The following is a 24381-nucleotide window of genomic DNA, read 5'->3' on the forward strand; positions in this document are numbered from 1 at the left end:
CTCCCTGTTTGTGATGATAGTTTATCAGGAATCTAAAAGTTCAGGCAAGCCGTCACTCGGAGAGCCGTCTCTCTCGGCAAATGCCAATCGTTGTGTGGTATGATAAAGTGAGAAGCATTTAAGAAAGGAAGAATACATCAGATGTTGATTTGGCTGGCTGCTATCGGGGCGGTTTTGCTGTTTATTGCCGCGCTCGGAATCTATTTTACGAATCAAATCATGTACATTAAAAAACGGACAGACGAATACATTATCGAGCGGGAAACGGCTGACGGCCATTATGACGAAAAAGCTTTTGCCGCTCTCCCGAAAGAAGAAATCAACCTCCCTTCTTCTTACGGCTACAATATTAAAGGATACTACGTCCATCCGCACAAAACGAAAAACACCGTGATTATCTGCCACGGGGTGACGATGAATTTGCTGAATTCGATCAAATATATGAATCTGTTTCTTGATCTCGGCTGGAACGCCGTCATATATGACCACCGGAGGCACGGCACAAGCGGCGGAAAAACAACGAGCTACGGATATTATGAAAAAAACGATTTGAAAACGGTTGTCCATTGGCTTCGGGAAAAACACGGCGAACACGCGCTGATCGGCATTCACGGCGAATCGATGGGCGCTGTCACGACGCTTCTTTACGCGGGAATGGACGATGCCGACGCTGATTTTTACGTGGCCGACTGTCCGTTTGCCACATTTGAGGATCAGCTCGTTTACCGGCTGAAAGAAGATTTTCATCTTCCGGGAGCTTTCATTTTGCCGCTTGCCAGCCTCTTTTTGAGATGGCGGGACGGCTACCGCATCGGTGATGTCTCCCCTTTATCCGTCGTCGGGAAGATCAAAAAACCGGTGCTGTTCATTCACAGCAAACAAGACGACTATATCCCGGCTGAATCGAGCGAAATGCTTTACGAGAAGAAGCCGGGGGAGAAAAGGCTTTATATCGCTGAAAAAGGTGTGCACGCGATGAGCTATACCCAAAACAGAACCAGCTACAAAAACACGGTGCGGGACTTTCTTCAAGAGATCACAAATCGGCGTAAAGAAGGCGAACGAGCATAAGTCTCGTCCGCCTTCTTTTGTGCTACAAAATATCCGTAATGTCGCTCATATGATCGCCGATCCAAGAGATGGCCGTCTCAATTGTATCGAATTCCTTTGTTTCAAAAGTCATTTCATCCTGAAGAAGCCAGACATCCTTTTTGACGGACTCTGTCCCTCCGATTGACCAATGAAGGAGTGTATACGGATGATTTTGATGTAAAAAGGACGCCCATGTTTTATTTTGAGCGGTTTGTTTTAAAGATTTTACCTTTTGATTCAAATCGAACGCCACCCTATTTCACTAAAATACTCATTCTGGGAGAAAGCACCTGTGCCGGACTTTTCAGCATCAAGGCACCCGCTTTCTCATAATAGTCGATGGTCATCGCTTCATCAAAAAAGACTTTTTGCGATGACTGAATATAAATCGGAAGCCCGTTTGTCTCAAGAGGCTCGCAACTTCCCGATAATTCGTCCGTCAGCCACAGAACCGGCACGCCGCTGACCGCGCATCCGCAGCCCTCGGAATCATAGCGAAGCTGGATCTTTTTATCAGGATAAGGCTCTGTTGCCCGTTGAATGGCTTGTTTTGCCTGTGCAGTGATTTCAAGCTGCATGATATCATCCTTCTCTATTTCGTTTACGGACATTGTACCACAGGAGCGGGAAAAAGCGCATCGTTTCCGACTGTCAGGCATAAATATGAAGGGATTCGGAGGTGGAATGATGCCCAAAAAAGTGCAGATTAAAGTGATGGACAACGGCGGTTTCCGGGTCACGGGAGACGTCGAATTGATCGATATGGAAGGAAACCCGTTCCCTGAAAAACCCGCTTTTTCGCTCTGCAGATGCGGAAAATCGCTGAAAATGCCTTACTGTGACGGAAGCCACAAAGGAACGTTTGACTCTTGTGTCAGAGCCTGAAACAGGAGGGGGCTTTACCTGTCCTCCCCTCCCTTTTCCCATTGTTCAGCCAAGCGCTCAGTCTCTTTTATCCAGCCGTTTTTGCCGTCAACATAGCCCGCCATGTCAAGCGGAAACATCTCCGCCAGCTTCATCTTCAGAGCAGCATATTCTTCGGCCCGCTCCGGATGCGAGATTAAATAATCCCGAAACGCGAGATGCCGCCTGATATCGGGATGCCCGCTTTCATACAGATGGACATGGTGTGTACGCTTCCGTCCTCCTTTTTGAAAGAACCTTCTCCCCGGAATTCCGTTTTCCCCCTTCGATTCATAGCCGAGCATTTTCATCCCCTTTTCGAAGCGGGCGGCGGAGCCGAGATCGTTTACTTCGATCAGGATGTCAATGACAGGCTTGGCGCTCATCCCCGGAATTGACGTGCTTCCAATGTGGTGAATATGCAAGACTTCATTCTGGAAAAGCGCTTCAAGCTGCTTTTTTTCTTTGAAAAATTCGCCCTTCCACTCCTCTTGATAGGAGACGACTTTCACCTTTCTCGGCGCATTCAGCGTCAGTCTTGAAAGAACAATTCCTTTTTCAGGTTCATACTGCTCAATCTCGGAAAATCCCAATTTCTGATATAGCGCTTTTGCCGGTTCATTCTCCGCTCCCGTCGTCACTTCAAACGCTTCGGCTTCCTTCTCCATCAATAGATAACGAAGCAATGCCATCGCAATCCCTTTTCGAAAATGGACGGGATGAACGGCCAGCCTGCAGATCGTCAGCTTTTCGGCTGTATGTATAAAGGAAGCGATTCCGGCTAATTCTCCTCCCTCAAACCAGCCGATGAAAGTTTCACGGGAATCCATCACATCAAAAGCTGTTTCATTCAGCTGCGGAATGCCCTGAAATTGAATAATCTCCGCTTCTTTTTCATAAGCCGGCCTTTGAACATTTACAATGCAGCGGGCCGTGTGCGGGTCTTTATGATTTAACAATTGAATCATTGCATTTCCTCCCCGCCGGTGCCATCTGACGGGGGCCGGCCGGGCCGCTCCGAAATCCTTGCGGCTTCAACTTTTGCAACCCGCACGGCAAAGTCAGAATACCATTTTGTTCGGCCTTTTTCCTTCGCCTGCCGGTGTTCGCTGTGAAACTTCCATTTTTCAATCGCCTCAAGGCTTTCCCAATAGGAAACCGTTATTCCTTTTCCGTTCATGTCCCTTGCGCTTTCTGCTCCTAAAAAGCCTGGCTGTGCTGCGGCAAGCTTTAGCATGTTCGCAGCCGTCTCGTTGTAGCCATGATCCCCGTTCGTTCTGACCGATGTGAAAATCACTGCGTAATACGGCGGCTCCGGCGTTTTTGAAATCATGTTCATCCCCCTTTGGTAAACAGGACTTGATCCTGATCCGGTCTGTCATCATTCGAAACGTCTTTTTTTTACGAAAATCCCGTTTTCCGCTGATAAGCAATCAACACTTTGTTGATATGCAGCGGACCGCTTTGCAGTCGGAAAAAAACTGCACATGAGAGCACAGGCACATTGTTTTCAATGCCCATGTTTTCATCAAAATCTAACCTCTCCTTTCAACATTATACCTGACCATCGGCACAAATGTTCTGCAACTAAGCAATGGATATGCTTCCTTATTATACCGTTTCCCGCTCCCAATTTACCATTTTAATACGTCAGTAGATGAATGGGAGTAAATTCTTAGTTCTAATTCAACAGCACAAATCGATTTGCCATCTCCCTGAAAAGCTTCACTCACCTTGCCCCATAGGATACCGGCGCGCCCAGCGGCAAAAAACCGTTTCATATACTGCTCTTTTTCCGAGTGTAAAAAATAGATAAATTTACACTTCGTTTTCATATGTTCGTTTTATAGAATTGTCGTTGTTGTGAACTTATTACTTTTTTAGGAGGAGAAACAATGCGTCGCCATTCATTTTTATCTATTCTATTGATTTGCATGCTGTCTGTTGTGTCCGTATTTTCATGCCGGCCTTCAACAGCTTCCGCCGCTTCCCACAATCCGGTCGTCATGGTTCACGGCATCGGCGGAGCCAATTATAACTTCATCGGCATTAAATCGTATTTACAATCTCAAGGCTGGACAAGCAGTGAGCTTTACGCCATCAACTTTATCGATAAAACAGGAAATAATAAAATTAATGCGCCGACATTATCCGAATACATCAAGCATGTGCTGAATCAAACAGGAGCATCAAAAGTCGATATTGTCGCCCACAGCATGGGCGGGGCCAATACGCTCTATTATATTAAAAATCTGGACGGAGCAGATAAAGTCGGACATGTCGTTACCCTTGGGGGTGCTAACCGGCTGGTTACAAACACGGCGCCTCAGGGAATCGCTCCGAATGACAAAATCTCATACACTTCGATTTACAGCACAAGCGACTATATCGTCTTAAACAGCCTCTCCAAACTTGGTGGTGCAAACAATGTGCAAATCTCAGGCGTAAGCCATGTCGGCCTTTTATTCAGCAGCAAAGTGAATGCCTTGATTAAAGACGGGCTGACCGTCAACGGGAAGTAAAAGTGAAGGAACCTTGAAGAGCTAAATTTCTTCAAGGCTCCTCCTCATTTATCGGGACTGTCTTCCCGCCCGGCAAAAATAAAAAGGACTCTAAATAAACGCCATTTCCGATCGTTCATTCAGTGTCCGTCAACCCCGTCGATATATGATTATTCCACAATGATTTCAAAGACTCTTTGTTCGAGATTGTATTTAGCGTCTTGGAATGTAAATTTATAATCATCTGCGTCGGCATCAGGTGAAAGCCAAGCTCCGTATTTTCTGATCGTCTGGACGATGCTTTCGAGTTCAGCAGGAGTGAAGTCACCTATGTCTGTGCCTTCGGTTTCAGCGGTATGGCGTATTTTTACTGTAATCATCATCGCTTTATGGCTCCTTTCACTTGCTGTTTGAACATCTTATTAACAGCATATTTTTTTCCCCTGTAAATCGTTCCATTAACTCCCTTGTTTCAAATTATTCGGGCTTTCTTTTTTGCAGACCTATTTTATATGGAAAAGCTGGCCGGGCTCCGAAAAATTTGTCCACGCACTTTCGTCAAACACGAACAAACATTCCTTTACAACAAAGGAAATATCCCCTATGATAATGAGGGTAAATCGAAATCATTACTACTTGGGGGTATTAACCGATGGCTTACATAGCAAAACGCATGATCATACCGATTGTTTTTCTCTTCATTCTCGCTTCCTGCTCCGCCGGAGGCGCTGACTCAGCGAAAGGTGATGAGAAGAAACTCACCTTTCTTTTCAATATTCCAAGTCAAACCCTTGACCCGAATCTCGATGTCAATTATACGGCTGTCCGCGCCGGCATCAGCGAAACGCTCGTCAAAATCAGCGCTGACCTTTCCATCGAACCTTGGCTTGCCAAGGATTGGGAAAGTAAAGACGGACAAACATGGGTCTTCACCCTTAAAGACAATCTGACGTTTCAAAATGGCAAAAAAGCGGATGCCAAAGCGGTAAAAGCGTCTTTAGAACGGACGATACGCGAGAGCAAAGCGATGAATAACGCCTTAAAAATTAAAGAAATCAAAGCTGCAGGACAAACATTGACGATTACAACAAAGGAGCCTTTTCCCGAATTCCCTTCAGAGTTGGTTCATCCAAACACATCGATCATTGACGTCAGCGCAGCAAACATTTCTCAACAGCCCGTTGGGACGGGCCCTTTTCAAGTTTCCTCTTTTGAGGCCGGCCATAAAATAGAGTTAGAACGGTATGACGATTATTGGGACGGCAAACCGAAGCTGAAGCACGTCACATTTTCGTTTAATGAAGACGCAAACGCCCGCGTCATGGCTCTCCAATCAAAAGATGCCGACATTATTTACAGACCGAGCGTGGAGGATATTGACCAAATTCAAAAAGATTCATCGATTACCGTTGATTCGGTGCCGAGCTTGCGCGTTCACCAGATTCTCTACAATACAAAGAAGGATCATTTCGCTGACCGTCACCTGCGCCGCGCCTTCGACGCATTACTGGACCGCAAAGAAATCGCTGAAAGCATTTTGAACGGGCATGCTCAGCCGGCAGACGGACCTTTCTTAGCGGATTTCCCGTTTTCCGCCGGTACGGTTCAAAAGCCGAGCGGACTGGAAGCGGCAAAAGCTGAGCTGAAAAAAGCCGGCTACGAGCTTGAAAACGGCAAAGCCGTGAAGGACGGACAAGCCTTATCTTTTACACTGCTAACCTATCAGTCTCGTCCGGAATTGCCTTTAATCGCACAAATTCTTGAATCAAATGCGAAGGAACTGGGCATTTCGATTAAGATTCAACAAGTCGAAAATATCGATGAGTATTTGGCGAAGAACGATGATTGGGATTTGGCGACATACAGCTCGATGACCGCGCCCAGAGGCGATGCCGGCTATTTGCTGAACACCGCCTATATGCCGAATGGCGCTTTAAACTACAGCGGCATCGAAAATCAAACCTTGATCAAATGGATTGAGGAATTCAACCGCACAATCGACAAAGAGAAGCGGGACCGCCTTGCTAAAAAAGCAGCTGAATTGATCGAGAAGGAGACATTGAACTCTTTTATCGTCACTCCCGAAAACATCACGGCATACCGAGACGGTGTATTAAATTGGGAAACGAGCAAAAGTGAGTATTATATGCTGACGAAAGATTTGGATGTGAAAACGAAATGAAGCAGATCGCTAAGCGGCTGTTTGAACTGGTTCTATTCTTATTCCTGCTTTCGTTTATCAGCTTTGTATTTATGAAAGCGGCTCCCGGTGATCCGGTGAAACAGATGCTTCGCGTAGATGATGTAGCGGTAACAGACGAGCAGATCGAGGCATTCAAAGAGGAGCTCGGTTTGGACAAACCGGTTTATATTCAATATTGGAACTGGTTTAAACGCTTTTTCCAATTTGATTTGGGAAAATCCTATACAACACACGAACCCGTCATCGACGAGCTCAGCCGGAAATTCCCGGCGACATTGCTTCTGACCGGCGCATCGCTTCTCGTCATGCTGCTGATCGCCGTGCCGGTCGGAACGCTTTCCGCTTTATACCGGGATCGGTGGATCGATCATCTCGGCCGCTTGCTCGCTTTAGTGGGAGCCGCGCTCCCAAGCTTTTGGCTCGGATTGATACTGATCGATCTCTTCTCCGTCAGGCTGAATTGGCTGCCGTCGATGGGAGCCGGAACGTTTAAACATTTGATTCTCCCCTCTCTCACGCTCGGGATCGCGATGTCGGGCGTTTATGTCCGCCTTGTACGGTCAAGCTTGATCGAAAGCCTTGGTCAGGATTTCATCAGATCAGCCAGGGCGCGCGGTATCAGCGAGGCGAGAATTTTCTTCTTTCACGCGTTTCGCCACTGTCTTGTCCCTGTCATCACGATATTCGGGGTCAGCCTCGGCAGCCTGCTCGGCGGCACGGTGATTATTGAAGTCCTGTTTGCATATCCCGGCGTCGGCAAGCTTGTCGTTGACGCCATCGTTCAGCGTGATTATCCGATCATTCAGGGGTACATTCTTTTCATGGGGATCACGGTTGTCCTGATCAATCTTTTGGTCGACCTCTCCTATCGGTACCTCAATCCGGAAATTCGCTTAAAGGAGGCTGGACGCCGATGAGAAAAAACGTCAAACTTATATTCCGAACCAAAACAGGACTGTGGTTCGTGCTGCTGTTTTCCGCGGCGCTGTTCACCGTCCCCTTCTTTTTGCCGTTCGATCCGCTCCGCACAGATATGGCCAACCGTCTCCAGCCGATCAGCTTGCAGCACTGGCTCGGGACAGACCATTTGGGCAGAGATATATTTTCCCGAATGATCGCCGGTGCGAAAGCGACGGTCGGCACCGCCTTGGCCGCGATTCTGATCTCCGTTTTCATAGGCGTTCCCGTCGGGCTTGTCTCCGGCTTTTTCGGCGGACGGCTGGATCGGATGATCATGAGAATCGTTGACGCGGTCATGGCGTTTCCGGACTATATTGTCGCGATTGTTTTAAGCGGTTTGCTTGGCCCTGGTCTGATGAACTTAATATTAGCCGTTGTCGCTGTCAAATGGGTCGGCTATGCAAGGCTGGTCCGCAGCACGGTGTTTTCGGAAAAACAAAAAGATTACATCGCCTTGGCCGAGCTGACGGGCTTAGGCTCCGGGGCGATTTTAAAAAAGCACTTGCTGCCCCATGTTCTCGGCAACGTTTCCGTACTTGCGACACTTGATATCGGAAAAACGGTGTTAATGATTGCTGCCCTGTCCTATATCGGACTGGGTGCTCAGCCTCCATACCCGGAATGGGGCGCCATGCTGAATGACGGAAAACATTACTTTTTGCATGCGCCTCAGCTTATGGTGATTCCCGGTCTTGCGATCATGTTCATCGTTCTGTTGTCCAACCTGTACGGTGATCGTTTAAGGGACAGGTTTGACGTTAAACACAAGAAAGGAGTTTCTTAGCATGCCGATGTTATCCATTGAGGGCTTATCAATCAGCTCCCGACAGCACACCATTGTCAAAAATGCCTCCTTCTCGATCCATGAAGGGGAATGGTTCGCGCTGCTCGGGGAAAGCGGCAGCGGAAAAAGCCTGACCGCTTCGGCCATAGCCGGGCTGCTTCCGGACGGACTAACGGTGTCCGGCGGAGATGTGATATTTGAGGGCCGCCAGATGCTTCAAGCCGGCCGCAAAGCGCTCCGACGCATGCGCGGAAAGGATATCGCCTGTATTTTTCAGGACTGTCACGGAGCATTCACCCCTTTTATACGGATCGGCAGACAAATTGACGAAATGGTCAAAACGCATACCGATTGGTCTAAAAACAAGCGAAGAGAAGCGATTCTCCGCGCTTTTCGGGAGGTTTCTCTGCCGGAAAACAGAGTATATGAAAGCTACCCGTTTCAATTGAGCGGCGGGCAGCTGCAAAGGGCCGCGATCGCTCAAGCGATGGTGCTCCGCCCGAAGCTTCTCATCGCAGACGAACCGACAACGGCTTTAGACAGCATCACGGCCGCGGACGTCTTGCAACAGCTCACCGTGATGCGCGCCAAAACAAACTGCGCCATCCTTTTTATCACTCATGACCTCCGGCTTGTCAAAAGGTACGCCGATCAAACCGCTGTCATGCAAAACGGAGAAATCGTCGAAAGCGGTTTAACCGCTGATTTAATCAGACAACCGGCACATGAATGTACAAGACGTTTATTCGCAGCCGTCCCGCCGCTGAAAAATCCTCCGCCGAGGCTGACAGCCGCGCCTGAAACAAAGGAAGCGGTGCTGGCGGGAACAGGAGGTGCGTGATGACCCATTCAGCAGAAACCGTTCTTTTTGTCAGCAATCTGACAAAACATTACGCTTGCGGCCACAAAGCGGTTGACAATGTATCGTTCTCCATTCGAAAAGGCGAATGCCTCGGGCTCGCCGGCGAGAGCGGCAGCGGGAAAAGCACCCTCGCGCGCTGCCTTCTCCTGCTCGAAAAAATCGATCACGGAGAGATTCGGCTTCATCAACATCCGCTTCCCGGCATAAACAAAAAAGAGACCCGAAGACTGCGCCGAAAGCTGCAGGCTGTTTTTCAAAATCCGGCCGCATCATTGAATCCAAAGCTCAATATTATCGATTCAGTTATGGAGCCGCTTGATGTTTCCAAACAAGACATACCGCCATTTTTAAAGGACTTCCAAGGCAGCCGCCGTCTGACGGCTGAGCGTCTGTTCTCAATGGTCGGCCTTCCCTCGAGCCTCCTTGACCGCTATCCGCATGAATTAAGCGGCGGGCAGCTCCAAAGGGCCTTAATCGCCAGAGCCATCAGCACTCACCCGTCTTTAATCATCTTTGATGAGCCTACGGCAAGCCTGGATGTCACCAGTCAGGCGAAGATCCTCGACCTCCTCAAAGATTTGCAGGATGATATGGGGCTTTCCTATTTGTTTATTTCCCATGATCTGGCCGCTGTCCACTTTATGAGCCATCGCATCATGGTCATGAAAGACGGGCAGATTGCCGATCAATTTAAAAAAGAAGAGCTTTTTTCTGCCGAAAGGCACCCATATGCCAAAAAGCTGCTTCAGGTGTTTGAATCCTAAGGGGGGTCATAAGAGATGAATCACAGACATTATCTAGCACTCGCCGTTCCGCTGATCATTTCAACGATCACCACTCCTTTGCTGGGGGCGGTCGATACGGCGGTAGCCGGGCAGCTTTCCTCCCCTGCTTACATCGGCGGTGTTGCAGTCGGAACGATGATTTTTAATACGATGTATTGGCTCCTCGGCTTTTTGCGGGTGAGCACATCGGGGTTCGCTGCTCAGTCGCTCGGCTCCCAAAACAGATCAGAGAGCGTTTTGGCTCTTGCCCGGCCTGTTTGCATCGCGGTTTTTGCCGGACTGATGTTCATTCTCTTGCAAAAACCGCTTGAATACGCAGCGCTGACGCTGATACAGCCTGACCGCCATACCGCTGAATTCGCCTCGCAGTATTTTTCGCTGAGGATTTGGGGCGCTCCATTTGCTTTAATCAGCTATTGCATTCTCGGCTGGCTGATGGGAATGTCCCTTATCAAAGTGACATTGCTTTTGCAGATTTCGATGAACGTCTTGAATATCGTGCTTGACATCGTTTTTGTCTACGTCTTTCACATGGAAGTATACGGCATCGCTCTAGCCACTTTGATTGCGGAAGTGACGGGCTGCCTGATCGGCTGCTGGCTTGTGAAAACGAATGCCGCCATGCGGTTTAAGCTGCCGTCCGTCAAGGTTTTGTTCGACCCGAAACCGTTTAAAAAAATGATGGTTGTCAACCGCGATCTATTGATTCGGACATTGTGCCTTTTAACGGTTTTTAATTTGTTTACGGCTAAAGGAGCCGGCTTCGGCGCTGAAGTTTTGGCCGCAAATGCGATCTTAATTCAAATTCATTATATGATGGCTTATGTGTTTGATGGATTTGCCAATGCATCGAGCATTTTTGCCGGGAAAGCCGTTGGAAGAATGGATCGGGAACTTTATTCCCGTACGCTTTCCCTTTCGATCCAGTGGTCGCTGATCTCGGCCGCGCTGCTTTCAGTCGGCTACTTTCTTTTGAAAGGTGTAATCCTTCCCTTGTTTACACCGCTTGAAAGCGTTTTGGAAGCAGCGAAAACCTACGATATTTGGATCGCTCTCTTTCCTTTGGCCGCAAGTTTCGGACTCGTTTTTTACGGGATTTTTACAGGAGCGACTGAAATAGGCCCGGTCAGAAATTCAATGTTCTTGGCTGTTCTCGTCTTCCTGGCCGCCTTTTTTACCGCTGTGCCCGCTTTCGGAAACCATGGGCTGTGGCTCGCTTTTCTTTTATTCAGCCTTGGACGTTCCGTATTCTTATGTATGGCTGTTCCCGGGCTGACCACCCGTCTCTTCGGAGAGCGAAGTGCTGCAAAAGAGGCAGGCTAAAAGCCAAATCATAAAACCCCCCGGCTAAAGCTTAGCCGGGGGGTTCTCGTTTATTCTTTCGTTAATTGTGCGACGAAATGGTTCAGATGATCCAGCGTCATCACATTTTGATTGCATGTTTCACTGTCACAGCAAATATAATTGCCTCTGTCTGTATAGGTTTCTTTCCCGCTTTTCACCCGGGCCATGAACAGTCCGATCTCTTCGGTCCTGTTGCATATCGCGCAGATTCCTTTTTTATTGCTGGATTTGATGGTGCCGTGTATTCCGGTCAGCTTTCCGCCGGCATCCACAATCATGTACTTTCTGCCTGATCCTGCATCATTCCATCCCAGGTAGGAATATCCGCTGAAATCCATCTGTTCAAAATCGGGCGTCTTTAACTTCTTCACTTTAGAAAATAGCTTTTTAGCGGTTTTTACTGTTATACGCTGAAATGGAATGACATGAGGCTTTAATTCGGCTAAAAAGCGCATCGCTTCACCGCTGTCTTCCACTTCTGCCATCTTCTGCAGCAAAGACTTTTGATCGCTGCTGAGATCAGGAAACAGGTTGAACACTTGATCGAGCGCATTGCATTTCAAAGCGTCAAGTACGTTTTCGTCATTGATGTTCGCATGTCCCTGAACAAGGCTGTCCGTTTGAAACTTAATAAAATTATATTGGTCATTTCTGATAAAAGGTGTCTTCATTTCTGCCAGCTCCTTATTTATGGATCTATATTTAAAAATAAGGTGCAAAGCCGGATGATCAGAAATGATACCTTGCTTTTTTTAGGCGATTTGTTTATAACCCCGCCTCATGCAAAGTATCGCCTTTCAAGATAACAGGCTTTGCATGAGACGCTGCAGTCGGCAAATGAATGTCATTTACCATTTTATCCACCTCCGAATACTGATTCTATTATAAACGACAATCGTATTCAATCTCAATGATATCCTCCATCTTTAAAATGCATATTTCATCCGCCCGGCTTACGATCCGCAGCTCCCTTTTCAGGGCGTCGGCATAGTGAATCCGGCCGGCCAGCGTTTTCACTTCCCCCTGCCGATAATAGGCAAATTGCAACATTCTGTTTTCTGCCATCGCTTCACAAATGATTTCATTAAATTCTTCATATTTTTGTTCATCCAGGATCGGTTTTTTGAGTTTTTGAAGGCTTTCATGATATTCCCTGAGCAATTCCACGTGCTCAGGCAGCATCATGGAAACCCATTTGATACTGCCTCTGTCGCGAAGCATAAATGATTCTCCTTTCTATGCCTGATGGCCTCCGACCAATTTTGACCGCAGCCGGGCCGTCCCGGCGTTTGTATAGGAAACAGCCCGCAAAAGCGCTGTTGATCCGTGCCGTTCTCTGATGCCGTCCATCACGTACCCGAGCTGCCGCTTCTTTTCCTGATCGGGACGAAAAAGATCAAGCTGCATATTGGTGTCGTCTTGAATATTGGACAAAGAGACGGAAATTTTCCGAACCGTTTTGCCGGCATAAAACCGCTCGAACAATGCCAGACATGTATGGTAGAGATCAAGGGTGACATTTGAAGGGCTTTCCATTGTTTTTGAACGGTAAAACCCGCCGCCAAGCTCATCGCGGCTGTATTCGACGCCAAGACTGACGGTCCGGCCCGCCTGGCGGTGGGCGCGCGCCCTTTTGGCCACTTCTTCACACATTTCAAGAATGACATGCTTGACTTCCTCCGGATTCGGATAATCGCGAAGCAAAATCTGGCTTTTTCCATAGCTGACCTGCCCCTCCAAGAGCGGCGCTCCGATCGCTGAAAGGTCGATGCCCCAAGCGTGATAATAGAGCTGGTTTCCCATCACCCCGAATGTTTTCTCAAGCCGCTTGAGATCATAGTGAGCCAGCTGACCGACTGTAAAAATCCCCATCCGGTTTAACGTCTTTTCCAGCCTGGAGCCGATTCCCCACATGCGGCGCAGCGGAGACAGCGGCCACAGCTTCGTTTTCACGTCTTCGTAGCCCCAAACGGCCACTCCGTCTGCTGATTTTTTCGCTTCAAGGTCAAGGCACAGCTTTGCCATCAGCAGATTCGGTCCGATTCCGACAGCACAGGGAAGGCCAAACTCCCTTTCCATATCATCTTGAATTTTCATCGCAATCGTTCGGGCGTCTCCCCACATGCTCTCAACACCGTCCACCTGAATAAAGCTTTCATCCACGCTGTACGTATGAATGGCATCAGGCGGCACATAGCGGCAGAACAGCCGGGTGAGCTCTGTAGAAACACGGACAAACAGCCCCATCTTTGGATTGACCAGCTTGATGCGCGGATCATCCGGCAGCTGATAAAGCCTTGTTCCCGTTTGCACGCCGAACTCTCTTTTCAGAGCCGGAGAAGCAGCGAGAACGATGCTCCCCTGCCGCTCCGTGTTTCCGACAACCGCCAGCAGGCAAGTCATCGGATCAAGTCCGAGCAGGACTGCGGCACAGCTTGCATAAAAGCTCCGCATATCAACGCACAAAACCGAACGCGACGGATATTGACCGTAATCCATCTCTCTCCCTCCAAAAAGAACTGATGTTCGCACAATTAGTGTATGAATACTATACTCCGAATATACGTTCGATTTCCAGGCGTAATTTTATCCAAAGAAAATCCTGGCTGAAAGCAACAAAAAACACCTTCTTTGGAAAGAAGGTGACATGGCGGATCATTCCAGTTCGGAATGCTGCCGCATCCGGTTTAATGACTCAAATTGAAAGCTCCCTTGAGAACCTCGTTTTTTCCTAGTAAGATAAAAGAAAAAGCGCTCCTAAAGGAGAAAGACAAATGGATGAGAAACTGATTGAAAAAATGCTCGGACAGGCGCTGAAGCAGTACGGACGCAATGTTGCAACCGATCCGCTCAGCCCCGGCGAAAAAGAAATCCTGAAGATGGCTTTGCAGGAAAGGCGGATCGAGGAACCGAATGAGGGGCTGCATGCCCATATCGAAGATGTCATCTATGATTATGTCACAAATCAAGGCTTGTTCTCCTTTTGATCACCCAGCATATAGAAATTCCTCTATTCACCGCCATTTGTTTCATGTATGATAAACAAATAAAAACGTAACGGAGAGTTTCTCATGAAACAAAAATGGCAGAACATCCACCCGCTCAGCTGGACCATTATTGTCGGAACCATTTTCGGACGTATGGGCACAGCCATGAGCATCCCTTTTTTAGCAATTTATTTGACACAAGTGAAAGGCGCCTCTTCCGGCTTTGCCGGCGCCGTCATTGCAGCGAGCTCTCTGATCGGAATTGCGGCAAGCTTTTACGGCGGGTACTTATCAGACAGGTTCGGCCGGAAAACCATCATGCTCGTTTCGATTTTCGGCTGGACATTCGTGTTCGCCGGTTTCACGCTCGCCGATCATGTCTGGACATTCTTTGTCATGAATGCCTTAAACGGATTATGCCGCGCTTTGTTTGAACCGACTTCAAGAGCGCTGCTTTCAGACGTATCCAAACCCGAAACGCGCCTTTTCGTCTTTAATCTCCGCTATACCGCGATCAACCTCGGCGTCGTCTTCGGTCCGCTTTTAGGCCTGTACCTCGGATCTTCGAAAACGACGCTGCCGTTTTTCATTGCGGCTTTCATTTATTTTATTTATGCGGCGGTGCTGGTCATTCAATTTAAACACCACACCGTACCGGCAACTGAGCGGAATAAGCGTATAAAAGTGCGGGAAGCGCTGGAGGTGACAAAAAAAGACCGGGTATTTACGATTACACTAATCGGTTCGATTCTTTGTTTATTCGGGTATTCCCACTTCACATCCACGCTCGCACAATACATGGCGGCCAGCCCGTTCATCGAAGACGGGACGAAAGTGTTCGGTATGATGCTGACGCTGAATGCCTTGGCCGTGCTTGTCGTACAGTACCCGATCGTACATATCGCCAAACGGTTTTCACCGATTTTATCGCTGATTGCCGGAAATGTGCTGATTAGCGGAAGCCTGTTCAGCCTCTCGTTTTTCCACGATCTATGGTCCATCGTCTTGATCATTATCGTGTTTACGATCGGGGAAGTGCTTCTCTTTTCGATGATGGATTTACTGGTCGACCGGATTGCCCGGCCTGAGCTGAAAGGCACTTACTTCGGGGCTATAGGCTTCACCCAGCTGGGAAGCGTGATCGGCCCTTGGGCGGGGGGAATGCTGCTGGACGCCTTTGGAGCGGAAAAGCCGTTTTTCACTTTTGCAATCCTGTCCGCTGTCACCATTTGCGGCGTTCCTTTCCTGGTGGCAGCCTTCCGGAAGCTCAAAATAGATGAAGCAAAAGTCAAATTAAGTTCGAAAAAAACGATGCAGCATTAATTGAAAACAGGCCGGCTCGGTCAAAGGCCGGCCTTCCGGCGGACGCCCGCCTCAAGGCGCCGCAAGTTCGACTTTGATGCGGTCGGGATCTTCGGTATATAAGGCATAATGCCCGCTTCCGCCGGCAAACGGATGTCTGTCTTCATATAAAATGCGGCATCCCCGCTCCCTCAGTTTCATTGTCATTTCGTCGACCTGTTCTTTGGATGCCGCGTAAAAAGCAAGATGGTTTAAACCGACGCGGCACCTGTGATAACCTGCTTTGACAAACTGCTCTTTCGCCTGCACAAGCACGAGATAGGCGCCGTTTGCTTTCCAGCTGATCCCGTCTTCCCATTGTTGAAAAACCTCATAGCCGAGCTCTCCGAGAAACCAGCCCCAAAAGCGCTTCGACGCTTCCAAATCTGAAACATACAGTTCAATATGATGGATCATGCAAGCCTCCTCTTCTACACCCGTCTGACGAGAATCTCTTCCACCTTGTGGCCTTCGCCTTTTCTCAAGATTAAATCAGACCGGAATTTTGTAGGCAGAATGTTCTCATACAAATTCGGACGGTTGACGGTCTCCCATATTGACTTTGCCATATGGTCCGCTTCTTCGTCCGCAAGGTCTTTGAATTTATGGAAATAAGAACTCGGATCTTGAAATGCCGTCTCTCTGAGCATGCGAAAGCGTTCAAGATACCATTTGATAATGAGGTCTTCTTCGGCATCCACATAAATTGAGAAGTCAAAAAAATCGGAAACGAAAACCCGCGGTTTTGTCCGGTCGTCTTCGATCGTCGGCGTCTGCAGCACATTGACGCCTTCGATGATGACGATATCCGCTTGTTCAACCGTTTCGTAAACCCCTTCCAATCTGTCGTACGTTAAATGGGAATAAACGGGTGCGCGAACGATTTCCTTGCCGGATTTTAAATCGTTTAAAAACTCAAGCAATGCTTTGACATCATAGCTTTCCGGAAACCCCTTCCGCGACATCATCTGTTTTTCTGTCAGCACCGCATTGGGATAAAGAAAACCGTCGGTTGTGATCAGACTGACTTTCAGCCGTTCCTGCAAACGGGAGAGCACCGTCTGAATGATGCGGGCCGTCGTGCTTTTTCCAACCGCGACGCTTCCGGCAATCCCGATGATGAACGGAATTTTGGCCGCGTGAGGATGGTTCAAAAAACCGTTCACCCGGGTGTTCCGTTCATATTGAGTTGTCCGGTGTAAATAAAGCAGCCTCGCCAGCGGAACATAAACGGTTTCGACTTCTTCCAAAGACAGATAGTCATTTAAACCTTCAAGCCTTTTTACTTCCTCTTCGGTCATTTCTACCGCCATATGCCCGCCGAGATTTGCCCAGGCATCGCGGGTATGACTCGTATATAACGTGTGCAAATTCAAATCCTGATTCGCCATTATACTCACCTGCCCTCTGTTCAAAAGCTGTTTACTAAAAAGTGCATGAATTCCTGAGACCGCTTTATTATTATATAGAATTTTTCGAATATTTACGAGGAACAAGGTTTCAATCAAAACAACCGCCTCATCCAGAGACGGCAGATTCTGTTGTTCCAACTATTTGACACTCGCCTGCCAAACCTGAGCCAACGGGCATCCGTCGCTTGCAAAAAAAAGAGCGCAGGCACTTGCGCTCTTTTTTCAAACGACATATTTGCTTTGCCTGTGCGCCATATAATAAGTAACCGCAGACAGCAAGCCGATGGATGCGGCTAAAATGATGACGACCGGAATCATGTCCACCTTCACCGGTGTAAACAGTTTAAAGCCGCCGCTGAAACTGAAAACCGCATGCCCGAGATTAGACAGCAGGTTTTTCAAATCGAATCTCCCCAAAGCAGGGATAAGCAGGCTGTAAACGATATACAGCAAAGCAGGCGTAATAAAGCTTCTGAAGAGGACGCCCAAATAAAATCCGACCGTCGAAAAAATGAAGCTGACCGCCAGAACGACAACGAGCTGAAGCGGGATATTGCTTTTTGAAACAGCGGGTATTGTGAACTCGCCGACCGGTATGGCCCTTGAAGCCAGGGAATAAAAGACGAAGCTTGACACATATGCCGTACATACAACGGCGATCACGGCGGCAGCCATCACCATGTAAACCGAACACTGTTTGGCCAGCAGAACGGATTTCCAATCATGGCTGACAGCTTTCACTTTCACCGTCTTGAACCTGATGTCGTAAGAGGAGATATAGATGGCATACAGCGTAAAAGCCAAGGGAAAAATGATGAAGCCCATCAGCTCAAGCGTCATGATAACCGACTGCTTGGGCTCCAGATGATGGAGGGACAAGACGAAATTCTCATAGTCAAACCTTAAAATATTTTCGACGATCTCTCCGTCGCCATCCTCGCTTTTCAGCTCCCCTTCCTTCACCTTGACGGGCGACGCCAGCGCCTGCTTAATATCGATACCGAGTTCTTTATATTCGTCTTCAGTCTTTTTAAACTGCTGATAGCTGTCAATTGTATTTTTATAATGTACATATATGTATCCGGATGAAATGAATAATAGAGGAAGCAATAACATGACGAGCATTTTAGAATATGATTGAAATGCAAGCTCTTTTTTGAAAATATTATAAATATTCTTTATAGACATCGCCCAATTCTGCTCCATTCGTTTTAAAATTGTCTATGTGGATAGCTGAACCGTCTTTCAACACGTATAATTGATCGACGATTGAAGAATAAAACTCAAACTGATGGCCGGCGGCAACAATCGTCATCCTGCTCGACCAGTCATTGATCAGCGCCTGAAGCTCCATCATGGACCGGTAGTCAAGCCCGTTTGATATCTCATCCAAAAACAAATATGACGGTTTGTTTAATGCAGCGATCATTAAGGCCAGCTTTTTCTTTTGTCCGTATGAATAGGTCTTAACCTTTTTTTTCAGCAGCGCCCGGCCGAGGAACTTTTGCGATAATTGTTCCAGCTCTTCTTTGCCGGCAGGTTTATTGATCAACAGTTTAATATTTTGATATCCGCTCAGATGATCGTAAAACGGGGAATCGTCATAGATAACGTGCACTTTGCTCCTGACGGCTTCAAGCGGCTCTCCGTCGTACAGAATGCCGCCTTCGAAATGTTCCAGCTTGAGCAGGCATTTCAAGAGCGTCGTTTTCCCGGCGCCGTTTTCCCCCATCAGGAAGGTGACTTTGTTTTTTTCGATATTCATGTTGAGACGGTTGAATACCTTTTTGCTTCCATAAGATTTCGTCAGGTCATCGATTTTGATCAATTTAAAAAATCCTTTCTTGCATCAGGATGGTGTTGCAACATTCTCCATTATACAACGCTGCCATTAATTTCAAAATAGTCTTTTAGCAGCGTTGTATGAAATGGCTTACGGCAAATTAATCGTTTCCGTATTTTCCTTTTTTATTGACCCACCTTCTGTCTGTAAAGGTTGAGCTGGCGAATTCAACATCTCCCCACGGTGTAACGGTCCCGAAGCTCAGCGTTTTTTTCGCTCTCCATTTGTGAAGCCCTGAAGACTTGTAATACCTTTTAATCCCTTTTGCTCTCACGACATTCGGAAAGACGTAGCCGACATCCTGCGATCCGCTGCTTTTCGATACTTTTTTGCCGTTGTAGTACCAGTCGATATAATCTTTCGACCAGGCGAGGAAGCTTCCTCTTTTAATTGTGAGCCTTTTTCCTGCATATGCCGTCACACCGCTTTGGACAGATGCCTGTTCAGGAAGTGACTGCACGTATTCTGTCTTGGCTTCAAGCAGTTCTTTTTGCTCACTTGTCAGCTGCCCGTCCCCAGCAGCCGCAGCGAATGAGGATGGAACCAGGAGCGCCGCAGACAAAGAAAACCCTAAAATCGCTTTTTTCATTTCGTTTCCCTCCGTATTTTTGATAATTCGTATGTACGTCTTCAGCTGCCATCCATAAGCTACTGCCGCATCCAAAACAATTTAAGGTCCGAGTTCTCTCATTTTAATGGATGAAAAAATAGATTTCTAGCAGAATGGACCATTTTATCATTACCTATTGGAAATTATCACCTCCTATGTATTTGATATTATACCATATTTTTACTTATATTCAATTCCTATTATTTGGAATTTTCGTCATGAATAGCCCGCATCTTTTATAATGGGGATGAAAAAAGGAGGAAGAAGAGGAACCTATATACCTGGAAAGCGATTCTACAGCTGTTATTCGTACAAAAAAACAAAGCACCCGACAGACCGTCTACCTTCATGGAGACGGTCATATACTCTTGCTGTCGGGAACCGCCTTCGATTTGGAGGATGAAGAAGCCGATCGTTTATTTGTGAGTGCACATAGCAAAGGCTGCCTAAATCCAAGGCAGCCTCATCCTTTAAAAGTTCTTCGATTTATCGTTCGATTTGCTTTTGGAAGGAACAATCCGGTGTTCCACCTTTTCATAAAGGGACAGCATTTGATGAATAAATGACAGCTTTGGTGCTGTCCAGAATACAAACAGAGCTGACAACACGCCAAGAAGGGCTCCCGCCGCAACATCGAGCGGATAGTGAACGCCCGACCAAATGCGGGAAATGCCTACGGCAAACGCAAGCACAAGCCACAGCCAGCCCGTCTTTTTGTGAAACAGGAAGATTAAAAAGCCGATTGAAAAAAACAAAATCGTATGGTCGCTCGGAAACGAATTGTCAATTTCATGCTCTATCAGCTTGTTGACATTCGGAAGCGTGGCAAACGGTTGATAGTTGGAATGCAGAAAGCCCATGATTTTCCCAAGAATTTCGGCAATCACAAATGCGATGACTGCATAAATGACCATCAATCTGTTTTTTGTCGTCCGGGTCAGCCAATAAACGACAAGACCCAACGCGAGGAAGTACATCATATATTCGGCCAGAAAGTAAACGACCGGATTCAGCATCGAATACTCTTTTCCCAAATCATTAATGAAACGAAAAGCATCAATATTTAATTCTGAAAAAGACATGTTCCATTCTCCTTTTTTATACTTTTATCCTAAATATATCCATCAAAATTGTGCAATAAGCCTTTATCGGGATTAGGAATGTACAAACATGTGTTGCACATTCCCTTAGACTCCTCCTGCATCAATGAATATCGATTTTTTTAAAGTAAACGATTGTCGCGGCTAATCCAAGAACGGTTGTGGCGGCAACACTGATAAAAGAATATTCGGGCGGATATTCCGGAAAGAACGTACCCGAAGCGATCACCCATACCGCCGACCAGGGGAGTAAAGCGCTGTACTCCGTGCCGTATACCATAATGCTGACCATTGATATAATGATTGTAAAGATAATGGTGGGCACGTAGTTTTTAAACAGCAGTGTCACAAATATAATTGGACTGACCAGGAAGAAAAGAAGTGCCCCGCCTATCATAAATTGTTTAAACCCATCTATTAAAACCGCCGAACTGAGCCCTTCAAACTGGCCGATCAGCCCAAACAGCAGCGTCAGCACCCAGGCAATCAACGTCAGCATCATGATCCAAATGAGGAGCAGAACCAATTTGCTGACAATCAGGCTGATTCTTGAAACAGGAATCGTCAATAGATTCTTTAGCGTGCTTTCAGCGTATTCCCGATTGAATAAATATGATGTAATCACGCCATACAACGGGACTCCGATCAAAAGCACAATATACAGGTTGGTATCGGAAAAGGTCTCACTGAAGCGAATCGGTACATCAGGGTACTTGGCTTTTTTAGCCAAAGACGATATAAAACAGATGAAAGGGGCTGCCGCCGCTCCCAGGATACTGACAAGAAACATCTGTGACCGCTTAAGCTTCAGCAATTCGGTATATAGCAAATTAGCCAATCGTCCCGCCCCCAATCAACTTCACGAAATAGTCTTCAAGACTGTCTTCGCTCATCGCAATCTTCAATACGTCTATTCCGTTTTCGACAAACAATTTATTAAGCTTTCCCTGCTGGCCCAAATGGGAGTATACCCGGATGATCCCGTCCTGGTGAACTTCGTAGTCATGAATATCAAAATGCTGTTCCATCAGAACGACCGCTTTATTTTGATCGGATAATTGAAATTCCAGATATTTGCGGTTTCTTTTTTTGAGATGGTCAAACGGAATTTCTTCAAGCAGTTTTCCTTCATGAATGATCCCGACATGATCGACGAGCTGTTCGATTTCAGACAAAATGTGGCTTGATATAAAGATGGTGATGTTTCTTTCTTTGGCGAGAGAATGAATGAGTCTTCTCATTTCTTTGATCCCGATCGGGTCCAAGCCGTTTGTCGGCTCGTCCAGTATCAACAGCTCCGGATAGTGAAGCAAGGCTCTTGCAATTCCCAGCCTTTGTTTCATGCCCAAGGAAAACTTGCCGACGAGCTTTTTCGTTTCATGCTGCAGGCCCACGATCTCCAATACTTCATCGATCGCATTTTTTTTATGGATACCTATGATTTTCGCATTGATCAGCAGGTTTTCCCTTGCCGTCAAGTTCGCGTAAAAGCCGGGCACTTCCACGATAGATCCGATTCTTCTTAAAATTTCTTTTTTATTCTTGAAAAAATTCTCTCCGAAAATTTCTATCTGCCCGCTGGTCGGTTTGATCAGGCCCAGCAGCATTCTGATCGTCGTCGTTTTGCCGGCGCCGTTTCGTCCCAAAAATCCGTATATATCTCCTTGTTTTACATTGATATTGAGATGGTCTACAGACTTTTGCGGCCCGTACATTTTCGTGAGATCCGTCGTTTTAATAATTGTGTTCAAAGTTGATCCACTCTCTTTCACTCGCCTTATAACTACATCATAAACAGAAGGATTTAACTTCTTCTTAACCAATTCTTAATTAATTCTTAAATGATTGGAGATGGTTTTGTTTAGGCAGCGAAAAACCAAACGTCGTTTTTTCCCACGGAACGCTCTGTGCCCATATGCGTCCGCGGTTTTTTTCGACGAGCGATTTGGCGATGGCAAGCCCCAGGCCGCTCCCGTCATCAAGGCTTCTCGACCGGTCTCTGCGGTACATTCTATCAAACACGTTTTCAATATCGTTTTCCGGAATTCCCGGACCTTGATCCCAGATGAGAAGCTGATATTCATGTTCTGATTCCGTCAGTTCGATTCCAAGTACTTTTCCCTCTTTTCCATAATGAATGCCGTTTCTCACGATGTTTTCGATCACGCGGATCAAGCTGAGCCGATCTGCAATAACAGAGCATTTCTTTTCCGGGATCTGTACATTCAAATCAATGTCATGTTTTTTCAGTTCCGGCAAAAAGTCGATCAGCGTTTCCCTAGCGACTTCGGCCAGGTCAAAAAACTCTGTTTTCAACTGGACTTCATTCGCGTCTAATTTCGCCATGTTGAATATTTCATCGATCAATTGCTTGAGGCTGTTGGATTTTTTAGAAAGGATATTGAGATATTCCTGTTTCTCTTCTTCCGAAGACGCGACCCCGTCTTTTAATGCATCAACATAGCCAATAATTGATGTGAGCGGCGTTCGGATATCGTGGGAAATATTAGACAGCAGCCGTTTTCTGGCCGCTTCCGATTTTGCGGCGTTGATTTGAACTTTTTCAAGCTGCTCTATCAATTCGTTAATGGAAAAAATGATTTCATTAAACGGCTGACCGCCTTTCGCCAGCAATCTTCTTCTTAAATTTCCATCCGCCACGCGCTTCAGCTCGGTTTCGATCAGCTTTAAGCGATCGATGAAGCGAAGCCTCATCGTAAACAGCAGCGCGGTAACGGCAAACAGAAAAATAAACAACATTGTGCTGAAAACCCCAAAGGAAGCCGTTTTCATATAGATGAACAAAAGTGCTGCAATCGCCGCACATTGCAGAATGAGAAGCAGCAGCTTTTTATCGGTCAGCATCTTTCTCACCTACAAACTTATAGCCAATTCCCCAAACAGTTTGAATAAATTGTGGATCGGAAGGGTCCGGCTCTATTTTTTTTCTCAGCCTTCTGATATGCACCATGACCGTATTGTCATCTTCTATGTATTGATCGCTCCATGCGTTTCGAAACAGCTGCGTTTTCGTAAATACCTGCCCCGGATTTGAGGCGAAAAACTTCAGCAGTTCAAACTCCTTCGCCGTCAGAGAGATCTCCTGTCCGCCCGCGGTGACCGTATATGTTTTCAAATCGATGGTCAATCCTTTAAATTGAATCAGCGATTGTTCATCGGAGCGGCTTTCGCTTCCGAGGACCAAAAAGCGCCTCAGCATGGCTTTGATCCGCGCAAGCACTTCGTTTACGCTGAAGGGCTTTGTTATATAATCGTCGGCGCCGATGGACAGTCCTAAAATTTTATCGCCTTCAAGGTCTTTGGCGGTCAGCATCAGGATCGGAACATTCGTATGATTCCTCATCCTTCTGCAGACCTCGATGCCGTCGATTTTCGGCATCATGACATCCAATATCACGAGGTGGTAATGGTTTTGTTCAAACAGCCTTAACGCATCTTCTCCGTCAACTGCCACGTCAACCTCATAACACTCTCTTTTTAAATAGGTTTTCAATAAATCTCTGATTTCTTTTTCATCATCCGCTATGAGCACTCGAATGGTTTCCACTTGGTTCACCCGCTTTTATTTTGTCTTGATAGATGTTCACACCGCAGCACCAGCTGCTGCTTGTTTTTTGAAATATTTCCTCTCTT

At 46.9% G+C, this 24381-nt stretch carries 29 protein-coding genes; 11 read left to right on the forward strand and 18 right to left on the reverse strand.

What is annotated here, in order from left to right; translation table 11 throughout:
• Positions 1 to 141: 141 nt before the first annotated feature.
• Entirely contained in the window at positions 142 to 1071 is a 930-nt protein-coding gene (locus CP943_RS13025; protein WP_105981060.1) for an alpha/beta hydrolase, read from the forward strand.
• A gap of 22 nt (positions 1072 to 1093) precedes the next feature.
• Here CP943_RS13025 and CP943_RS13030 read toward each other — a convergent pair whose 3' ends face one another.
• Both CP943_RS13030 and CP943_RS13035 read right to left on the reverse strand, forming a co-directional pair.
• Positions 1094 to 1333: a YqkC family protein gene (locus CP943_RS13030; RefSeq protein WP_003183211.1), complete on the reverse strand. Its 240-nt coding sequence runs from the start codon at positions 1331 to 1333 to the stop codon at positions 1094 to 1096.
• 13 nt (positions 1334 to 1346) lie between these two features.
• Positions 1347 to 1670: an iron-sulfur cluster biosynthesis family protein gene (locus tag CP943_RS13035; RefSeq protein WP_020452052.1), complete on the reverse strand. Its 324-nt coding sequence runs from the start codon at positions 1668 to 1670 to the stop codon at positions 1347 to 1349.
• A 109-nt stretch (positions 1671 to 1779) separates the two neighbouring features.
• Here CP943_RS13035 and CP943_RS13040 point away from each other — a divergent pair, with 109 nt between their 5' ends.
• Positions 1780 to 1977, forward strand: a complete 198-nt coding sequence (locus CP943_RS13040) for a CDGSH iron-sulfur domain-containing protein (RefSeq protein ID WP_043054379.1) — start codon at positions 1780 to 1782, stop codon at positions 1975 to 1977.
• 14 nt (positions 1978 to 1991) lie between these two features.
• On the opposite strand, the gene CP943_RS13045 is transcribed toward CP943_RS13040, so the two are convergent.
• Positions 1992 to 2963: a bifunctional GNAT family N-acetyltransferase/GrpB family protein gene (locus tag CP943_RS13045; protein WP_105981061.1), complete on the reverse strand. Its 972-nt coding sequence runs from the start codon at positions 2961 to 2963 to the stop codon at positions 1992 to 1994.
• The gene (locus tag CP943_RS13050; protein WP_026579343.1) at positions 2960 to 3334 is read right to left on the reverse strand and encodes an antibiotic biosynthesis monooxygenase family protein; all 375 of its coding nucleotides are present in this window, start codon (positions 3332 to 3334) and stop codon (positions 2960 to 2962) included. The genes CP943_RS13045 and CP943_RS13050 overlap by 4 nt, the downstream gene beginning before the upstream one ends.
• Positions 3335 to 3890: 556 nt before the next feature.
• Between CP943_RS13050 and CP943_RS13055 the strand changes: the two genes are divergently transcribed.
• The gene (locus CP943_RS13055; protein ID WP_023855948.1) at positions 3891 to 4517 is read left to right on the forward strand and encodes an esterase/lipase family protein; all 627 of its coding nucleotides are present in this window, start codon (positions 3891 to 3893) and stop codon (positions 4515 to 4517) included.
• A 149-nt stretch (positions 4518 to 4666) separates the two neighbouring features.
• Here CP943_RS13055 and CP943_RS13060 read toward each other — a convergent pair whose 3' ends face one another.
• On the reverse strand, positions 4667 to 4879 hold the full coding sequence (locus tag CP943_RS13060; protein WP_023855949.1) for a hypothetical protein: 213 nt from the start codon (positions 4877 to 4879) through the stop codon (positions 4667 to 4669).
• Between the two features lie 269 nt (positions 4880 to 5148).
• On the opposite strand from CP943_RS13060, the gene nikA reads away from it, so the two are divergent.
• Genes nikA through CP943_RS13090 form a run of 6 tightly spaced genes read left to right on the forward strand, consistent with a single transcriptional unit; the run spans position 5149 to position 11413 of the window.
• Entirely contained in the window at positions 5149 to 6678 is a 1530-nt protein-coding gene (nikA, locus tag CP943_RS13065) for a nickel ABC transporter substrate-binding protein (protein ID WP_026579342.1), read from the forward strand.
• Complete coding sequence (gene nikB, locus CP943_RS13070) at positions 6675 to 7616, forward strand: nickel ABC transporter permease (protein ID WP_020452058.1); 942 nt, start codon at positions 6675 to 6677, stop codon at positions 7614 to 7616. The genes nikA and nikB overlap by 4 nt, the downstream gene beginning before the upstream one ends.
• The gene (nikC, locus tag CP943_RS13075) at positions 7613 to 8443 is read left to right on the forward strand and encodes a nickel transporter permease (protein ID WP_020452059.1); all 831 of its coding nucleotides are present in this window, start codon (positions 7613 to 7615) and stop codon (positions 8441 to 8443) included. The genes nikB and nikC overlap by 4 nt, the downstream gene beginning before the upstream one ends.
• A 1-nt stretch (position 8444) precedes the next feature.
• Complete coding sequence (locus CP943_RS13080) at positions 8445 to 9284, forward strand: ATP-binding cassette domain-containing protein (RefSeq protein WP_105981062.1); 840 nt, start codon at positions 8445 to 8447, stop codon at positions 9282 to 9284.
• Positions 9284 to 10069, forward strand: coding sequence for an ABC transporter ATP-binding protein (locus tag CP943_RS13085; RefSeq protein WP_020452061.1), 786 nt, complete (start codon positions 9284 to 9286; stop codon positions 10067 to 10069). The genes CP943_RS13080 and CP943_RS13085 overlap by 1 nt, the downstream gene beginning before the upstream one ends.
• 15 nt (positions 10070 to 10084) lie before the next feature.
• Positions 10085 to 11413 (forward strand): MATE family efflux transporter, encoded by a 1329-nt coding sequence (locus CP943_RS13090; RefSeq protein WP_025811203.1) that lies wholly within the window; start codon positions 10085 to 10087, stop codon positions 11411 to 11413.
• A 50-nt stretch (positions 11414 to 11463) separates the two neighbouring features.
• On the opposite strand, the gene CP943_RS13095 is transcribed toward CP943_RS13090, so the two are convergent.
• The 3 genes from CP943_RS13095 to CP943_RS13105 all read right to left on the reverse strand — a co-directional run bounded on the left by CP943_RS13095 (position 11464) and on the right by CP943_RS13105 (position 13933).
• A complete protein-coding gene (locus CP943_RS13095) occupies positions 11464 to 12105 on the reverse strand; it encodes a FusB/FusC family EF-G-binding protein (protein ID WP_020452063.1) in 642 nt (213 codons plus the stop codon).
• A gap of 211 nt (positions 12106 to 12316) precedes the next feature.
• Complete coding sequence (locus CP943_RS13100; RefSeq protein WP_020452064.1) at positions 12317 to 12655, reverse strand: YolD-like family protein; 339 nt, start codon at positions 12653 to 12655, stop codon at positions 12317 to 12319.
• A 15-nt stretch (positions 12656 to 12670) separates the two neighbouring features.
• Positions 12671 to 13933: a Y-family DNA polymerase gene (locus tag CP943_RS13105; RefSeq protein ID WP_023855953.1), complete on the reverse strand. Its 1263-nt coding sequence runs from the start codon at positions 13931 to 13933 to the stop codon at positions 12671 to 12673.
• Positions 13934 to 14208: 275 nt separating this feature from the next.
• Here CP943_RS13105 and CP943_RS13110 point away from each other — a divergent pair, with 275 nt between their 5' ends.
• Together CP943_RS13110 and CP943_RS13115 are read left to right on the forward strand one after the other, a co-directional pair.
• Positions 14209 to 14421, forward strand: coding sequence for a YqzH family protein (locus CP943_RS13110; protein WP_095291534.1), 213 nt, complete (start codon positions 14209 to 14211; stop codon positions 14419 to 14421).
• Between the two features lie 84 nt (positions 14422 to 14505).
• A complete protein-coding gene (locus CP943_RS13115) occupies positions 14506 to 15744 on the forward strand; it encodes an MDR family MFS transporter (RefSeq protein WP_105981063.1) in 1239 nt (412 codons plus the stop codon).
• A 51-nt stretch (positions 15745 to 15795) separates the two neighbouring features.
• Here CP943_RS13115 and CP943_RS13120 read toward each other — a convergent pair whose 3' ends face one another.
• From CP943_RS13120 to CP943_RS13170, 10 genes are all read right to left on the reverse strand, one after another.
• Positions 15796 to 16179, reverse strand: a complete 384-nt coding sequence (locus CP943_RS13120) for a VOC family protein (protein ID WP_023855956.1) — start codon at positions 16177 to 16179, stop codon at positions 15796 to 15798.
• Between the two features lie 14 nt (positions 16180 to 16193).
• The gene (gene coaA, locus CP943_RS13125; protein ID WP_020452068.1) at positions 16194 to 17153 is read right to left on the reverse strand and encodes a type I pantothenate kinase; all 960 of its coding nucleotides are present in this window, start codon (positions 17151 to 17153) and stop codon (positions 16194 to 16196) included.
• Positions 17154 to 17396: 243 nt separating this feature from the next.
• Positions 17397 to 18362 carry an ABC transporter permease gene (locus tag CP943_RS13135; protein ID WP_095291528.1) on the reverse strand — a complete coding sequence of 322 codons (966 nt, stop codon included), beginning with the start codon at positions 18360 to 18362 and terminating at the stop codon, positions 17397 to 17399.
• Positions 18340 to 19002, reverse strand: a complete 663-nt coding sequence (locus tag CP943_RS13140) for an ATP-binding cassette domain-containing protein (protein ID WP_023855958.1) — start codon at positions 19000 to 19002, stop codon at positions 18340 to 18342. Before CP943_RS13140 ends, CP943_RS13135 begins: the two co-directional genes overlap by 23 nt.
• A 115-nt stretch (positions 19003 to 19117) precedes the next feature.
• Complete coding sequence (locus CP943_RS13145; RefSeq protein ID WP_023855959.1) at positions 19118 to 19606, reverse strand: hypothetical protein; 489 nt, start codon at positions 19604 to 19606, stop codon at positions 19118 to 19120.
• Between the two features lie 491 nt (positions 19607 to 20097).
• The gene (gene bcrC / locus CP943_RS13150) at positions 20098 to 20709 is read right to left on the reverse strand and encodes a bacitracin resistance undecaprenyl-diphosphatase BcrC (RefSeq protein ID WP_023855960.1); all 612 of its coding nucleotides are present in this window, start codon (positions 20707 to 20709) and stop codon (positions 20098 to 20100) included.
• Positions 20710 to 20830: 121 nt separating this feature from the next.
• The gene (bcrB, locus tag CP943_RS13155) at positions 20831 to 21517 is read right to left on the reverse strand and encodes a bacitracin resistance ABC transporter permease subunit BcrB (RefSeq protein WP_229029997.1); all 687 of its coding nucleotides are present in this window, start codon (positions 21515 to 21517) and stop codon (positions 20831 to 20833) included.
• 40 nt (positions 21518 to 21557) lie between these two features.
• The gene (gene bcrA, locus CP943_RS13160) at positions 21558 to 22478 is read right to left on the reverse strand and encodes a bacitracin resistance ABC transporter ATP-binding subunit BcrA (RefSeq protein ID WP_023855962.1); all 921 of its coding nucleotides are present in this window, start codon (positions 22476 to 22478) and stop codon (positions 21558 to 21560) included.
• A gap of 79 nt (positions 22479 to 22557) precedes the next feature.
• The gene (locus CP943_RS13165; RefSeq protein ID WP_023855963.1) at positions 22558 to 23592 is read right to left on the reverse strand and encodes a sensor histidine kinase; all 1035 of its coding nucleotides are present in this window, start codon (positions 23590 to 23592) and stop codon (positions 22558 to 22560) included.
• On the reverse strand, positions 23579 to 24295 hold the full coding sequence (locus CP943_RS13170; protein WP_025811198.1) for a response regulator transcription factor: 717 nt from the start codon (positions 24293 to 24295) through the stop codon (positions 23579 to 23581). Before CP943_RS13170 ends, CP943_RS13165 begins: the two co-directional genes overlap by 14 nt.
• Positions 24296 to 24381 lie beyond the last annotated feature (86 nt).

The sequence above is a fragment of the Bacillus paralicheniformis genome, from assembly GCF_002993925.1.
GTDB lineage: Bacteria > Bacillota > Bacilli > Bacillales > Bacillaceae > Bacillus > Bacillus paralicheniformis.